A 14,278-nucleotide genomic window follows, 5' to 3' on the forward strand; every position below is an offset into this window, starting at 1 on the left:
TCGCTTCGCTCCTTGCTCCGCCCTAGGATGACGAAGCGAGAGGCGTTGCGGCTAATCTCGAAGGTTGGCGGTACCGCGTGTAGGCCTGCGGCGGAGACGACCATCAAACCTGTTTCTCCAGGAACTTATCCTCATAGGGGAAGCGCGACAGAAGTTCGGTGCCGGTGTCGGTGATCAGGATTTCGTCCTCCAGCTTGACGCCCTCGCGGCCGCCCTTCTCGCCAATATAGCTTTCCACGCTCACCACCATGCCTGGCACGATATGACCGTCGCGGCCATAGGTCTCGTAGTCCATGGCATGGGCGATGAACGGCGTCTCGCCATGCATGCCGACCCCGTGCATGACCGAGGTGTAGCGCTGGTCGACGAAGCGGTCCGGGATCTTCCAGGCCTTCTCGGCGATCTCGCGGAAGGCCATGCCTGGCTTGACGATCGAGATGTTGTGCTGAACCTGGTCATGCGCCATGCGGTAGAGCGACTTCTGGTAGGGGGTTGGCTTGCCCGGCCCGCAGCGGAACGTGCGGGAAAAATCCGAGTAATAGCCGTAGCAGCCGATCGTGTCGGTATCGAGCGCCAGCAATTCGCCCGGCCGGATCTTGCGGCCGCTGGCCTCGTTGAACCAGGGATTGGTGCGCTGGCCCGAGGTCAGCAGACGCGTCTCGATGAACTCGCCGCCCTGGCGGATCACCTCGCCATACATGATGGCGAACAGGTCATTTTCGGAAACGCCGGGCTTGATCGCCTCGCGCACCGCCGCCACCGCGGCCTCCGCGCCGGCCATCGACACTTGCAGGCATTTCACCTCCTCCGGCGTCTTCACCGCGCGCACCGCCAGGATCTCGCCCTGGCAATCGCGGACCTCGCAGCCACGCTTTTCCAGCGCCAGCGCCTGCAGATGGCTGCAGCGGTCGAGCCCGAGCTTCATCGAGCCGCCGCCATGCTTTTTCAGCAACTCGGCGATCTCGTCGGCGAACGGACCGGCGGTCTCGTCGTCGCGGCCCGAAACCGACGACCAGACGAGCTTGGAAGGACGCGCCTCGTCGATCGTGTCGAGCACCATGGAGACATGGTAGCTCTGCGGATATTCGAACAGCACGATCGGCCCTTCGGTCGGGACGAAGAAATAACGGGTCGAGTTGCGCAGGAAATAACCGAACATGTTGCGCGAGCCGGTGGCATAGCGCTGGTTGTAGGGGTCGAACAGCACGACGCCGCCATAGCCGGCCTCGCGCATCCAGCCGCGCAGCTTGGCCAGTCGGCCCTTGCGCAGTGCGTCGGCATCGATGAAGGAGGGCTCGGTGTCGGACAGCCACATGCCGCCGGCCGGATCGGCCGCCGCCGGATGGCGCATACGGTCCTTGAAGTCCACGTCCTCGGTGCTGTCCGGTTCGAAAACGACGATGCTCATGTGCCTGGCCTTGGGTGGGTTGCTGGATTCGACCATGGCGCAGGAGGGCCGGATGCATTGTGCGGAAAACCGCGTGGGTTGTGCGGGATGCCGCTCTGGAACGCGTGGCGCTGCCCCTCACCCAGCCTCCGCTTCACTCGGCTGACCTCTCCCCGAGGGGGAGAGGAGACCACCAGCGCCGGCGCCAACCTCTTCTCCCCACCGGGGAGAAGGTGGCCGCGTAGCGGCCGGATGAGGGGCCCTCGTAGAGTGCGGCCCCTAGTGCCTTCTCGCCAGCTTCGGCGGATGTCCATGCTCCTCGCGAAATGCCCGCGCAAAGCTCGACATCGAGGCAAAGCCGCAGGCCAGCGCCACGTCGCGCACGGCGAGCGTCGAATGCGCCAGCAGATCGGCGGCGCGCTTCAGCCGCAGCCGCCGGTAGTAACCGTTGGGCGAGATCGCAAGTTCGGAACGGAAGGAGCGTTCGAGCTTGTCGGAGGAAACGCCGAGTTTTTGGGTCAGTTCGGCCATGCCGAGCCGCTCCTCCACGGCGTCTTCCATGATCGCGATGGCCGACAGCACCAGTTCGTTGCGGACGCCGGTGCGCAGCCGCAGCGGCATCAGCTTGCGGTCGACGCTGGAACGCAGCTGGCTGTGCACGAACCATTCGGCGACGCCGGCGGCAAGCTCGGCGCCGTAGTCCCGGGTGATGATCTCCAGCATCATGTCGAGGCTGCCGACGCCGCCGGCCGAGGTGAAACGCTTGCGGTCGATGACATAGAGATCGCGCCTGAGCTCGATGTTGGGAAAGGCCTCGGTAAAGGCGGCCTGGCTGGTCCAGTGCAAGGTGCAGGCATGGCCGTCGAGCAGGCCGGCGCGGGCGAGAAAGAACGCCGCATCGGCAACCGCGCCGATATGGGCGCCGCCGCGCAGGCTGCGGCGGATCCAGCTTGCCGCGTCCTCGGCCACGAGATGATCGGCGTCGCCCCCCGAGCAGACGACGATACGGTCGACCTTCGGCGCATCCTCGGCATAAAAGCCCGGCTGGATGACGACGCCGTTCGAGGCCTCGACCGAACCCTTCGTGCCGCCGACGATGATCCAGCGGTAGCATTCCCTCTTCGCCAGGATGTTGGCGGCGCGCAGCGGCTCGATGACGGAGCTGAACGCCATCATCGGGAAGCCGGGAAACACCAGCACCGCGAAGGTGATGGTCTCGGTGGGTTTTGAAGCGTCGCGCGTGGCCATGGACGATACAATTCGGGCGAATGGCGTCCGGGGTCAACGGTACTTGGCTCATCACTGCTTGAGACGGCGTGGCCTTCAGAGTCGAGACGCTTTGATGTCGCGGCATGGATCCTAGGGTCTTCGCGACGGAGCTGCGCTCCTGCTCCGCCCTAGGATGACGAAGTGAGGTTTGTTTCAGCCAATCTCCAAAGTCTTCAAAATGCAACCGCCAAACTTAAACATCCGCGATTGGCTTGGCTGTTTTTCTCTTCGTCATCCTAGGGCGAAGCAAGGAGCGCAGCGACGCGGCGCAGACCCTAGGATCCATGCCGGGACGTCGGCCGAAGAATACCAGTCTCCCGGTGCTTGCACGCACTCGCCGTTCAACCCCCCAGCGCCTGATCCAGGTCCGCGACCAGATCGTCCCCGTCCTCGATCCCCGCCGACAGCCGCACCAGCGAATCCGATATGCCGATCTCGTCGCGTTTCTCGGCCGGGATCGAGCCATGCGTCATCAGCGCCGGGTGTTCGATCAGGCTCTCCACGCCGCCGAGGCTTTCTGCGAGCGTGAACAGCTGTGTGCGTTCGAGGAAGCGCTTCGTGCCGGCGAGGTCGCGGTCGAGCACGGCGGTGATCATGCCGCCGAAGGCGTGCATCTGCTGGACGGCGATGGCATGCTGCGGATGACTGCCGAGGCCGGGATAGACGACGCGCCGCACATCTTTTCGCGCTTCCAGCCATTGTGCGATCTTCAGGCCGTTCAACGAATGGCGCTCCATCCTGAGTGCCAGCGTCTTCAAGCCGCGCAGCGCCAAAAAGCTGTCGAACGGGCCCGATATGGCGCCGATGGCGTTCTGAAGGAATTTCAGCCGGTCGGCGAGATCCTTGTTGTCGCCGACGATAGCCACGCCGCCGACCATGTCGGAATGACCGTTGAGATATTTGGTCGTCGAATGGACCACGATGTCGATGCCGAGCTCGAGCGGCCGCTGGATGTAGGGGCTGCAAAAGGTGTTGTCGGCGACCGACAGGATGCCCTTGCGCCTGGCGAGCGCCGCGACGCCCTCGAGGTCGACGATGCGCAGCAGCGGGTTGGTCGGCGTCTCGACCCAGAGCATTTTGGTTTCGGGGCGGATCGCGGCCTCCACCGCCGCGAGGTCGGTGAAATCGACGAAGCTGACCTGCAGATTGGCCGAGCGCTTGCGCACCCGCTCCATCAGCCGGAACGAGCCGCCATAGATGTCGTCGGTGGCGACGATATGGGCGCCGGAATCGAGCAGCTCCAGCACGGTTGAGATCGCCGCCAGGCCGGAGGCGAAGGCGAAGGCGGCCGAGCCGCTTTCGAGGTCGGCCATCGCGCGCTCGAAGGCGAAGCGCGTCGGGTTCTGGCTGCGGGCGTACTCGAACCCCTTGTGCACGCCGGGCGACTGCTGGCCATAGGTGGAGGTGGCGTAGATCGGCACCATCACCGCACCGGTCAGCGGATCGTGGCTCTGGCCGCCATGGATGGTGCGGGTGGAGAAGGCCAGGCGGTTTTTGCCCAATGGTGGTCTTGTCGATGTCATTTCGCGCGGCGCCTCAGATGGTTGATCAGGTCGATGCGGGTTATCAGGCCGACGAACTCGTCGACGTCGAAGATGATGGCGACCTCGTTGCGGTCGAACACCGGCAGCAGCGCATCCAGGGTCTGGCTCGCCTGCAGCGTGTGCAGATTGGAGGTCATGGCGGTGCGCACCGGGCCGTTGAAGCGCTCCCAGCGCCCGTCATAGGGGCCGTCGACGTGAGCCAGTATATCGCTCTCGTCGACGATGCCGATCAGCTTGCCCTCATCGAGCACCGGCAGCTGCGACACATCGGAACGGCGCATGCGGCCATAGGCGTTGAGCAGGCTCTCGTCGGGACCGACATAGACGATGTCGCCGGTGCGGGGCGAGCGCATGACGAGGTCGCGCAGGTCGCCATGCTGTTCATGGTCGGCGAGACCTTGCTCGGCCAGCCAGATATCGTCGAACACCTTCGACAGATATTTGTTGCCGCTGTCGCAGACGAATGTGACCACCCGCTTGGGCGATGTCTGCTCGCGGCAATAGCGCAGGGCGGCGGACAGGAGCGTGCCGGACGACGAGCCGGCCAGAATGCCTTCCCGGGACAGGAGATCGCGCACCGCCAGCATGCTCTGCTTGTCGCTGACGGAATACGCCTTCTTCACCAGCGACAGGTCGGCATTGGGCGGCACGAAATCCTCGCCGATGCCTTCGACGGTCCAACTGCCGGCCGCTTCCATCTTGCCGGTCTTGATCAGCGGCGCCAGCACGGAACCGACGGGATCGGCGAGCACCATTTCGGTCTTCGGCGAGACCTCGGCGAAGTAGCGGCCGAGCCCGGTCAGCGTGCCGCCGGAGCCGACGCCGACCACCACCGCGTCGACATTGCCCTCGAGCTGCGAAAAGATTTCCGGGCCGGTCGTTGTCTCATGTGCCAGCGGGTTGGCCGGATTGGCGAACTGGTTGGCGTAGAAGGCGCCCGGCAGCTCTTCCGCGATCTTCTCGGCCATGTCCTGATAATATTCGGGATGGCCCTTGCCGACATCGGAACGCGTCATGCGCACTTCCGCGCCGAGCGCGCGCAGATGCTGGATCTTTTCGCGCGACATCTTGTCGGGCACCACCAGGATGATGCGGTAGCCCTTGGGAATGCCGACCTGGGCGAGGCCAAGGCCGGTATTGCCGGCGGTCGCCTCGACGATCGTGCCGCCTGGCTTCAGCCTGCCCTCTTTCTCGGCCGCCGCGATCATCGACAGCGCGATGCGGTCCTTGATCGAGCCGCCGGGGTTCTGGCTTTCGAGCTTGATGAACAGCCGGCACTTGCCGGTATCGAATCTGGTCAGCTCGACCACCGGCGTCTGGCCGATCAGGTCGAGAACCGATCTGTAGGGCGGCAGCAGGCGGGACGATCCGCTTTCCGGGGAAACCCCGCCAGGCGCGGCGATCTTGTGCTCGCTCATATCGATGCTCCATGATCAAGCGGCCGCCCCAAGGGCGGAGCGGCAGCGTAGCCTCTTTTCCAGCCGTTTGTCGCGGGAAAGAAGATAGATCATGCCAATCACCCGGCCAGACGGGGAATGATGTTCCAGCTGGAAGATGTTGCAGAACGCGCGCTGTCGCGTTGCCGTGCTGTCCCTCCAGCTTCCAAAGGAAATCAGCTCACCCAAGCAAGCGCTTGCTCAGCCGCGCGGGCGGTTCGCCCACACCAGCCCGGCCAGGCCGACCAGCATGGCGGCGAGGCCGATATAGAGCCATCGCGACTGGCCGGTCATGAAACTGCCGCCGACCACGCCGATGCCTTGCAGCGACCACAGCGCGCCGATGGCGAGCACAACCAAGGCCAGCAGATTTTTGGTCAGTCTCATTGACGAATCTCGCTTTCCCAGTCAATCGATTGCGGCGCCGTGGCGCGAATGAATGAGCCAAAGGAAGTGGGCAAATCTTGCCGGTTTCTACTTGGAGACTAGTCGCGGATCTTGTCAAACGGATCTCCGATGTCAGTTGGAAGATCATCGGAAAGTGATACCGGGCCGCCGGAAAATCCCTGACAGACTGTTACCTGGTGACTCCAAACGTGTGCTCCCGCCATGGAACCGCCAGATCGCGGCCGTATTTCCCGCCTTATTCGGCACCTAACGGCTGAGGCCTGTCAAAAACGGAGCCATCCCCCAAATATGAAGACCAACAAACAAACCGCGCTTGTCGCGGTAACGCTCGCTGCTGGCCTGATGGTCGGCGCCTCCGCCACTTCGGCAACCGCGTCGGCCGGCCAGTGTGGCCGCGCCTCCTGGTACGCGCTGCATTCGCGGACCGCATCGGGCGAACGCATGAATCCCTCTGCCCTGACCGCCGCCCACCGCACCTTGCCTTTCGGCACCAAGCTGCGGGTCACCAACAAGAACAACGGCCGTAGCGTCGTGGTCCGCGTCAACGATCGTGGTCCGTTCATCAGGGGCCGCGTGCTCGATCTATCGAAGGGCGCCGCCAGCCAGCTCGGCTTCATCGGCTCCGGCCAGACCGCGATCTGCATGGCGCGCGTTTGATGCTTCCGGTGTCCGGCATGAGGGGCCGGACACATTTCCTACACACTTCGCAACACACATTGAGCCGGCTCCGCCGTTCCAGCCGGGTTTTCAACACCTTGGACGAAAGAACAGTTGGTCACGCCAAGTGACGTATTGCATCGCAGCAATTAGTTGTTAACCTCGCCGCGAGACATTTGAGGCTCGGCGCTGCTCGTCGTCCCTTTCGGTCGAGGCAGCAGCGGGGGTGTTGATGTTCTACCAGCTCTATGAATTGAATCACGCGGCTCTGCAGCCGGCACGGCTTTATGCCGATGCGGTGCGGATGTTCTACTCCAACCCGCTCAACCCGTTTTCGCACACGCCCTGGGGCCGTTCGGTCGCGGCGGGCGCCGAGCTGTTCGAACGCATCACCCGCCGCTACGGCAAGCCGGCCTTCGGCCTGGGCAAGACCGTCGTCGATTGGAAAAGCGTCGAGGTCACCGAAAAGACCATCTGGTCGAAGCCGTTCTGCAATCTCGTCCGTTTCGAGCGCGCCGTCCCCGCCGGCCGCCGGCCGGACCCGAAGCTTCTCATCGTGGCGCCGATGTCGGGCCACTATGCCACGCTGCTGCGCGGCACGGTGGAGGCGATGCTGCCTTATGCCGATGTCCACATCACGGACTGGGTCGACGCCCGCATGGTGCCGCTGGCCGACGGCAGCTTCGATCTCGATGATTATATCGACTATGTCATCGACATGCTGCACACGCTGGGCCCGGATACGCATGTGATGGCGGTGTGCCAGCCTTCCGTGCCGGTGCTGGCCGCCGTGGCGCTGATGGAGACGAAGGGCGACCCCTTCGTCCCTTCGACCATGACCCTGATGGGCGGGCCGATCGACACGCGCCGCAACCCGACGGCGGTCAATCTGCTGGCCGAGGAAAAAGGCATCGACTGGTTCCGCGACAACGTGATCATGTGCGCGCCCTGGCCGGTGCCGGGCTTCGGCCGCGAGGTCTATCCCGGCTTCCTGCAGCTCTCCGGCTTCATGAGCATGAACCTCGATCGTCACATCATCGCCCACAAGGACTTCTTCATGCACCTTGTGAAGTATGATGGCGACAGTGCCGAGAAGCACCGCGATTTCTATGACGAATATCTGGCTGTGATGGATCTGACCGCGGAGTTCTACCTGCAGACCGTCGACACCGTCTTCGTGCGCCATGCCTTGCCCAAGGGCGAGATGACGCATCGCGGCACCAGGATCGATCCGTCCGCGATCCGCAACGTCGCCCTGTTCACGGTCGAGGGCGAGAACGACGACATATCGGGCCTTGGCCAGACCAAGGCGGCGCAGGATCTGTGCGTCAACATTCCGGCCGACAAGAAGGCCCATTATATGCAGCCGGCGGTCGGCCATTACGGCGTCTTCAACGGCTCGCGTTTCCGCTCTGAGATCGTGCCGCGCATCGTCGACTTCATCACCAGCTATGGGCGTCAGGACCGGATTACGATGAAGCCCAAGCTGGTCCGCACGGCCAAGCGATAGATATTTCCAGGCCAACTCCGAAGAGATCGGCGCTCCAGCCTGTTCTGTTGCATAATAGGCGCTGTCCCTGCCCGCGGGTAACCATGCTTGCAGATCAGGCCCGCGTCTTGATTGACACGGACTGTAAATCGCCCTTAACTTTTTGTTAACAACAGGGCGAGCGGGGACAATGAATTCCTCCATCATGGCGCGAAGGCTGCGCGTGTGCGTGGCAGCCGGGCTGGCAATAACGGGCAGCTGGCCGGCATTGGCGGCCGGAGCGATGGCGACCGGGGGCCTGACCTCGCAGCCGATCGGCCACTACGATTTCTGCAAGCTCTATCCCGGCGAATGCTCGATCCGTCCGGCCGATCTCGCGCCGGCAATCCTGACCGACGGGTTGATGCGCAAGCTGGTCAACGTCACCGCCAGGGTCAATGCCGCCGTCAAGCCGATGAGCGACATGGATATCTACGGCAAGGACGAGGTCTGGGCCTATCCCGACAAGGGCGTCGGCGACTGCGAGGATTATGTGCTGGAAAAGCGGCGCCAGCTCGCCCGCATGGGCATGTCGCTTGCCGATGTGCTGATAACCGTCGTGCGCAAGCCCGATGGCGAAGGCCACGCCGTGCTGACGGTGCGCACCGACAGGGGCGACTATGTGCTCGACAATCTGAACGACAAGGTCAAGCCCTGGGACCAGACCGGCTACCGCTTCCTCAAGCGGCAGGCGATCGACAATACCGGCCGCTGGGTCTCCATCCGCGGTGGCCAGCAGGTTTTGGTCGGGTCGGTGGAGTAAGGGCCGACAGCGGGGGGGGACCGCTTGAGGCGGCGCCACCCCAGCGCTTCGTCATCCTAGGGCGCAGCAGTCGCGAAGCGACGTCGCGGAGACCCTAGGATCCATGCCGTGACACCAACATAAAACACGGCGGCCTAGGACTAGGCGCGGCTATATCACTACATTCTGCACCGCCGCGGAGCTCGCAGGTCGCGGCATGGATCCTCGGGTCTGCGCGTCCGCTTCGCTCCCGCTCCGCCCGTGGATGACGAAACCGTGGAGGCTTCCGCCAATCTCTTGGGCCTCTGCCATAGCCGCACTGCCTTCGACTAACCGCCCCCTTTGGGGCCCTCCCGAAAATTGTCTCCATCTCTCCGTGAACCAATTCGTCCCGCCCGGCGACACACAGCCGTGGACGACAGAAACAAACCATGGAGACTTCAAATGACTGCTTTCCTGCGCAACAGCCTCCTCGCCGCCGTCGCGGTATCGGCCCTGACCGGATCCGCTCTGGCTGGTCAGATCGACACGAGCTGCGTCAAGACCACGCTCAATGACCTTTGGGCCGGCCGTTGTTGTGGCACTGCGGGCGCCTCGGACTGCCTGGGCGGCGGCAACGGCCGCGACCATCATGACAATGGCCACCCGGGTACCAATGGCGGCAACCCCAACGGCCCTACGGCCGGCAAGTATTGATCTCGCCACAGATGCCCGCTGGCTGCCGCCGGCGGGCACTGTCTTGCGATGAGCGGGACGCCCGGCCGTCGCGAAATCGGATAAAGCCAGTTACTTCAGCTGGCCCAGCGCCTTGCGGATCGAGGCGGTGATGCGGCGCAGTTCCGCTTCGTCGAGCTTCTCGATGTTCTCGGCCAGCAGATTGGCGAGTTCAGTGGCGGCGGGACTTAGGCCCGACGTGTCGAGTTTTACGCGCGGGTGCGAGGCTTCGGCCAGCCGCGCCAGTTCCTCGGCGTCGTCCCAGATGATGTTGAAATAGCCGATGATCTTCTGGATCAGCGTCCAGGTCGGCGCGCCGCGCCTGCCATGCTCGAGCGCCGACAGATAGGCGGCGCTGACGCCGATCGCCGCCGCCATGTCCTTCTGGCTGACGCCGCGCTCCTTCCGCAGCGCCCGCAACCGCTCGCCCAACGGCGTCACGAACCCGTCCTCACGGGCGCACCCGCCGCAGCCGCACATAAAGCGCGCCGGACCCGCCATGGTTGCGGGCGGCATGGTCGTGGCTGGAGACCAGCGGCCGGAAAGCCGGCGTCGACAGCCAGGCGGGTACGGCGCGCCGCAAGACGCCGTCGCCGCCCGAGGAGGATCCCTTGCCGGTGATGACCAGCACATAGCGGACGCCGCCGGCATGCGCCCGGTGCAGGAACGAGAACAGCAGCGAATAGGCCTCGTCCTGGGTCATGCCGTGCAGGTCGACGCGGCCCTCGATCGGCAGCCGGCCTTTTGACAATTTGTCGAGCGTCGGCTCATCGAGCCGGTGCGTGACATGCTGGGCCTTCGGCTTTGCGGCGCCTGCCGGACTGGCGACGGGCTGGGCCGCTTGTGGCGTCGCCGGCTTGGCATCAGCCGTCATGTCGGGAATGTCGACCGAAGCCCTGCCTTTCAGCGGCTTGGCCGTGCGCGCCACCAGGCTCCACAGCACCCGGTCGTCCTCGCTGAGCTTGTCGGGGCGCCTGCTCATTATGCGCCCCCGGCCAGCGCGCGCGGCACCAGCGCGTAGAAATCGGCGGCATTGCGCACCACGCCGGCGATCTCGCCGGCGGCATCGCCCGACCCGGCGAACAGGTCGCCGCGCGCCGGGCCGGTGATGGCCGAGCCGGTATCCTGCGCGATCATCAGCCGCCGGAACGGTTTTGCCTCGAAAGCGGTGAGCGTCGGCGCGTCGATGTAGAAAGGCGTGCCGAATGTGTGCAGCAACCGGTCGACCGCGACCGAGCGGCCCGGCGTCAGCGGCACCTTGGCGGCGGCGATCGGGCCGAGAGCGGCGTCTTCCACATCCGCCTCGCGGAAGAAGATGTAGGAGCGGTTCTGCCACAGGATCTCGTCGACGCGCTCCGGATGCGCCTTGAACCAGGCGCGGATCGACTGCATCGTCACTTCAGGGAGCGGGATTTCGCCCGCCTCGCTCAACACCTTGCCCGGTCCGGTGAAACGCTGGCCGGATTTGGCGGCGTAGGTGACGCGGCAAAGCCGTCCGTCGGTCATGGCAAGCCGCGCCGCCCCTTGCACATGGATGAAGAAGGCGTCGACCTTGTCGGCGAGCCAGGCGATCTCCAGCCCTCGGCCGGCAAGCGCGCCGCGTTCGATCGCGCCACGGTCGAAATATTCCGACAGCCCGCCGGGCGTCCGGCGCGCGAAGGCGAGATAGGGATCCATTCCCGGCGGCCGGTCGGCGTCGTCGACATCGGCGAGATCGGCCGGCCGCGACATGAGCGGCACGGAGAAATGCTCCGTCCGCACCGGCGAAGCCTCGACTTGCGGTTCGTAGAAGCCGGTGACGAGGCCGGCGCCGGCCTCGGCGCGCACCAGCATCGGGACAAAATGGCGTTCGAAGAAAGCGCGGGCTTCCGATCGGCTGGCGCAAGGGACACCGCGCGCTTCGGCATAGGCCTCGGCGAAGGCGCCGAAATCGACGCCGAGCGCACCGCTGCGATAGGGTTTTACCGGCGCATGGAAGGCGGACCGGCGGAACGCCTCGAAGGCCGGCAGATGGTCGTCGTCGCCCCAGCCGGGAAGATCGTCAAAGGATTTTGCCGCGAAGGAAGGCGATAGCGACACCGGAGCCCCGCCGCCTGTCTAAAGCGCGTCGGGCTCGAAGAGCGTCATGCGACGCGCTTCAAGCCCTGGTTCTGCTGCATGTCGTTGCCCCAAAACCGCTTCGCACTTTTGGGCGACATGCATCGGGGCTCAGTCTTCTTCTTCGGTGGCGACGAGCTTCCAGTTCGGATCGCGCGAACGCGTGTCGCGGGCGAAGGTCCAGACATCCTTGACCTCGGCCACGGTTTCGGGATCACCGTCGATGACGGTGCCTGCCTTGTCGCGCGTCGCCGAGATCAGCTCGCTGATGATGCGCAGCGTGACATGCGCCTCGCCGCCCTTCATCTCGGCCGAGACGATGTCGGCCTTGTCGATGCCGACGAAGGAGGACTGGATCTTCTCCGACTTGGCCTCGCGTTCGCCGATCGCGGCGACGAAGCCGTCATAGACCTCGCGCGACAGAAGGTTCTTCAGCGTTTTGCGGTCGCCATCGGCATAGGCCATGACGATCATCTCATAGGCCATCTTGGCGCCGTCGACGAAACCCTTCGGATCGAACGACGCATCATTGTCCTTGATCGTGCGCAGGCCCTTGTTGAGATCGGTGTCGGGCTTGGCGAAGGCATCGATGGCCGTGTAGGCGTCGGCCGGCGCCGGCTCGCCCGGCAGCCGCTTGCGTGGCAGCGAAACGACATTTTCGGGCTTCTGCGTGGCATCCTTGTCGGTGCGCGCCGCCGTGTAGGGGTCGAAGGGCGGCCGCTCGCTACCGGTCCGACGGCCCAGCACATTGCGCAGCTGGAAGAAGATCACCACCGCCGCGATCAGGAAGAAAATCGTGCCGAAGTCGAAGAAGCCCATATCTTCCGCCAATCAATCCCTGTCTCTTGGCCGGACCGCCCGGCCCGGAGCCCACGGTCGCATAGCGTTCAATATCCAAAGCATATAGAACGCAAGGCGCAATCATTCAAATTAAAGGCAGGCATACCTATCTAACAGCCCCAGGGCCAGCGGCGATTGGTCGCCGACGGCCAAAACAATCGAACGGCCAAACGATAGAAAAGGTTGGCAAGATTTGCGCATCTCCTTGCTACCCCTCTTCCTCCTCGCGCTTCCGCTGCTGGAAATCGCCGGTTTCGTCATCGTCGGCCGCGAGGTCGGCGCCCTGGCGACGGTCGGCCTGGTGATCGCCTCCAGCCTTGCCGGCGTTTTGCTGCTGAGGCACCAGGGTTTCGGCGTCATGGCCCGAATCCGCGACGAGATGGATGCCGGCCGCGACCCCAGCCGCCAGCTTGCCCATGGCGCCATGATCGTGGTCGCCGCGATCCTTTTGATCATCCCCGGATTCATCACCGACATTATCGGCCTGCTGCTGTTCCTGCCTCCGGTGCGCGACCTTGCCTGGAGCAGGTTCAAGGGCCGCATCGTCGTGGCCACCAACTTCTCGCCAGGCGGCTTCCGCGGCCGGCCGCGCGACAGGGTCATCGACCTCGACGACGGCGATTATTCGCGCGAGGACGATCCGAAGCGCGGCCCGGACCACAACTCGCCCTGGCGGCGGCTGAAGGATGACTAGGTAGCTGGTGAGAGATCAGCGCCGCCCCTCATCCACCTGCCGGCACCTTCTCCCCGTATAGGGACGGGGAGAAGGGACTTGTCGCGCCCTCGGCGCTCTTCCCGCAACGCTGGTGATTGGCGAAATCGCGGATGACAGCGCCCCTCTCCCCGTCTCTATACGGGGAGAGGATGCCGGCAGGCAGGTGAGGGGCGGCGCTACCCCGGGATATTGATCTCCCACAAAAGCTCCGAACCATCGCCCTGCCCCGAAGGCGGCAAACCTTGTCTTGTCATGCCGGCCATGGTAGCGAACGCCCGATTTCAATTCGGTCAGCAACGCTGCCCAGGCAAAAGGATATCAGGCTCATGGCCAGCAATGATGACGCGCCCGCCGGCGCGGCCAACGGAAACGGTAACGCGACGCAGCCCTCGCTCAACGTCCTGGCCCAGTATGTCAAGGACCTGTCCTTCGAAAGCCCCGGCGCGCCGAATTCGCTGCGCGGCCGCGACAAGGCTCCCGGCATCGCCATCAATGTCAACGTCAACGCCAATCCGCTCTCCGACAAGCAGTTCGACGTCAACCTGACGCTGAACGCCAAGGCTTCCTTCGACCAGGAAGTGCTGTTCAACGTCGAGCTGGTCTATGGCGGCGTCTTCGCCATTTCGGGCTTCCCGCAGGAGCACATGCTGCCGATCCTGTTCATCGAGTGCCCGCGCCTGCTGTTCCCCTTCGCCCGCCAGATCATCGCCGAGGCGACGCGCAATGGCGGCTTCCCGCCGCTGATGCTCGACCCGATCGATTTCGCCCAGATGTTCCAGCAGAAGATCGCCGAAGACCAGGCCGCGTCCAAGGTCCAGGTGAGCTGAGGCTTCTCATCCTCGTTTCCGAAAAGCCCGGCCCTCGCGCCGGGTTTTTTGTTTGTGCTGCCGCAACGTCGGCGGGACAGCACCCCCCTCTGTCCTGCCGGACATCTCCCCCGC

The 14,278-nt window shown here is 64.4% G+C and carries 15 protein-coding genes; 6 read left to right on the top strand and 9 right to left on the bottom strand.

What is annotated here, in order from left to right:
• Positions 1-103: 103 nt before the first annotated feature.
• The 5 genes from FJ958_RS05865 to FJ958_RS31520 all read right to left on the bottom strand — a co-directional run bounded on the left by FJ958_RS05865 (position 104) and on the right by FJ958_RS31520 (position 6,023).
• Positions 104-1,408, bottom strand: coding sequence for a Xaa-Pro peptidase family protein (locus FJ958_RS05865; RefSeq protein ID WP_140740578.1), 1,305 nt, complete (start codon positions 1,406-1,408; stop codon positions 104-106).
• Positions 1,409-1,666: 258 nt separating this feature from the next.
• Entirely contained in the window at positions 1,667-2,635 is a 969-nt protein-coding gene (locus tag FJ958_RS05870) for a GlxA family transcriptional regulator (protein WP_140740581.1), read from the bottom strand.
• A 362-nt stretch (positions 2,636-2,997) separates the two neighbouring features.
• Positions 2,998-4,179, bottom strand: coding sequence for a PLP-dependent aspartate aminotransferase family protein (locus FJ958_RS05875; protein ID WP_140740584.1), 1,182 nt, complete (start codon positions 4,177-4,179; stop codon positions 2,998-3,000).
• Positions 4,176-5,618, bottom strand: coding sequence for a pyridoxal-phosphate dependent enzyme (locus FJ958_RS05880; RefSeq protein ID WP_140740587.1), 1,443 nt, complete (start codon positions 5,616-5,618; stop codon positions 4,176-4,178). Before FJ958_RS05880 ends, FJ958_RS05875 begins: the two co-directional genes overlap by 4 nt.
• Positions 5,619-5,837: 219 nt before the next feature.
• On the bottom strand, positions 5,838-6,023 hold the full coding sequence (locus tag FJ958_RS31520; RefSeq protein WP_181176295.1) for a hypothetical protein: 186 nt from the start codon (positions 6,021-6,023) through the stop codon (positions 5,838-5,840).
• Between the two features lie 309 nt (positions 6,024-6,332).
• Here FJ958_RS31520 and FJ958_RS05890 point away from each other — a divergent pair, with 309 nt between their 5' ends.
• The 4 genes from FJ958_RS05890 (at position 6,333) to FJ958_RS05905 (ending at position 9,667) form a co-directional block, all read left to right on the top strand.
• Positions 6,333-6,701, top strand: coding sequence for a septal ring lytic transglycosylase RlpA family protein (locus FJ958_RS05890; protein WP_140740590.1), 369 nt, complete (start codon positions 6,333-6,335; stop codon positions 6,699-6,701).
• A gap of 232 nt (positions 6,702-6,933) precedes the next feature.
• Positions 6,934-8,211 (top strand): polyhydroxyalkanoate depolymerase, encoded by a 1,278-nt coding sequence (locus FJ958_RS05895; RefSeq protein ID WP_140740593.1) that lies wholly within the window; start codon positions 6,934-6,936, stop codon positions 8,209-8,211.
• Between the two features lie 169 nt (positions 8,212-8,380).
• The gene (locus FJ958_RS05900) at positions 8,381-8,992 is read left to right on the top strand and encodes a transglutaminase-like cysteine peptidase (protein ID WP_140740596.1); all 612 of its coding nucleotides are present in this window, start codon (positions 8,381-8,383) and stop codon (positions 8,990-8,992) included.
• Positions 8,993-9,415: 423 nt separating this feature from the next.
• On the top strand, positions 9,416-9,667 hold the full coding sequence (locus FJ958_RS05905) for a hypothetical protein (RefSeq protein ID WP_140740599.1): 252 nt from the start codon (positions 9,416-9,418) through the stop codon (positions 9,665-9,667).
• A gap of 90 nt (positions 9,668-9,757) precedes the next feature.
• On the opposite strand, the gene FJ958_RS05910 is transcribed toward FJ958_RS05905, so the two are convergent.
• From FJ958_RS05910 to FJ958_RS05925, 4 genes are all read right to left on the bottom strand, one after another.
• Positions 9,758-10,126, bottom strand: a complete 369-nt coding sequence (locus FJ958_RS05910) for a helix-turn-helix transcriptional regulator (RefSeq protein ID WP_140613432.1) — start codon at positions 10,124-10,126, stop codon at positions 9,758-9,760.
• Between the two features lie 10 nt (positions 10,127-10,136).
• The gene (locus tag FJ958_RS05915) at positions 10,137-10,667 is read right to left on the bottom strand and encodes a Smr/MutS family protein (protein ID WP_140740602.1); all 531 of its coding nucleotides are present in this window, start codon (positions 10,665-10,667) and stop codon (positions 10,137-10,139) included.
• Positions 10,667-11,764 carry a murein transglycosylase A gene (locus tag FJ958_RS05920; protein WP_140740605.1) on the bottom strand — a complete coding sequence of 366 codons (1,098 nt, stop codon included), beginning with the start codon at positions 11,762-11,764 and terminating at the stop codon, positions 10,667-10,669. The genes FJ958_RS05915 and FJ958_RS05920 overlap by 1 nt, the downstream gene beginning before the upstream one ends.
• A 129-nt stretch (positions 11,765-11,893) precedes the next feature.
• Positions 11,894-12,601 carry a Tim44/TimA family putative adaptor protein gene (locus FJ958_RS05925; RefSeq protein ID WP_140740814.1) on the bottom strand — a complete coding sequence of 236 codons (708 nt, stop codon included), beginning with the start codon at positions 12,599-12,601 and terminating at the stop codon, positions 11,894-11,896.
• Between the two features lie 214 nt (positions 12,602-12,815).
• Between FJ958_RS05925 and FJ958_RS05930 the strand changes: the two genes are divergently transcribed.
• Together FJ958_RS05930 and secB are read left to right on the top strand one after the other, a co-directional pair.
• Positions 12,816-13,316: an FxsA family protein gene (locus tag FJ958_RS05930; protein ID WP_140740608.1), complete on the top strand. Its 501-nt coding sequence runs from the start codon at positions 12,816-12,818 to the stop codon at positions 13,314-13,316.
• A gap of 347 nt (positions 13,317-13,663) precedes the next feature.
• On the top strand, positions 13,664-14,164 hold the full coding sequence (gene secB, locus FJ958_RS05940) for a protein-export chaperone SecB (protein ID WP_140740611.1): 501 nt from the start codon (positions 13,664-13,666) through the stop codon (positions 14,162-14,164).
• Positions 14,165-14,278: the final 114 nt, after the last annotated feature.

The sequence above is a fragment of the Mesorhizobium sp. B2-3-5 genome, from assembly GCF_006442395.1.
Classification (GTDB): Bacteria; Pseudomonadota; Alphaproteobacteria; order Rhizobiales; family Rhizobiaceae; genus Mesorhizobium.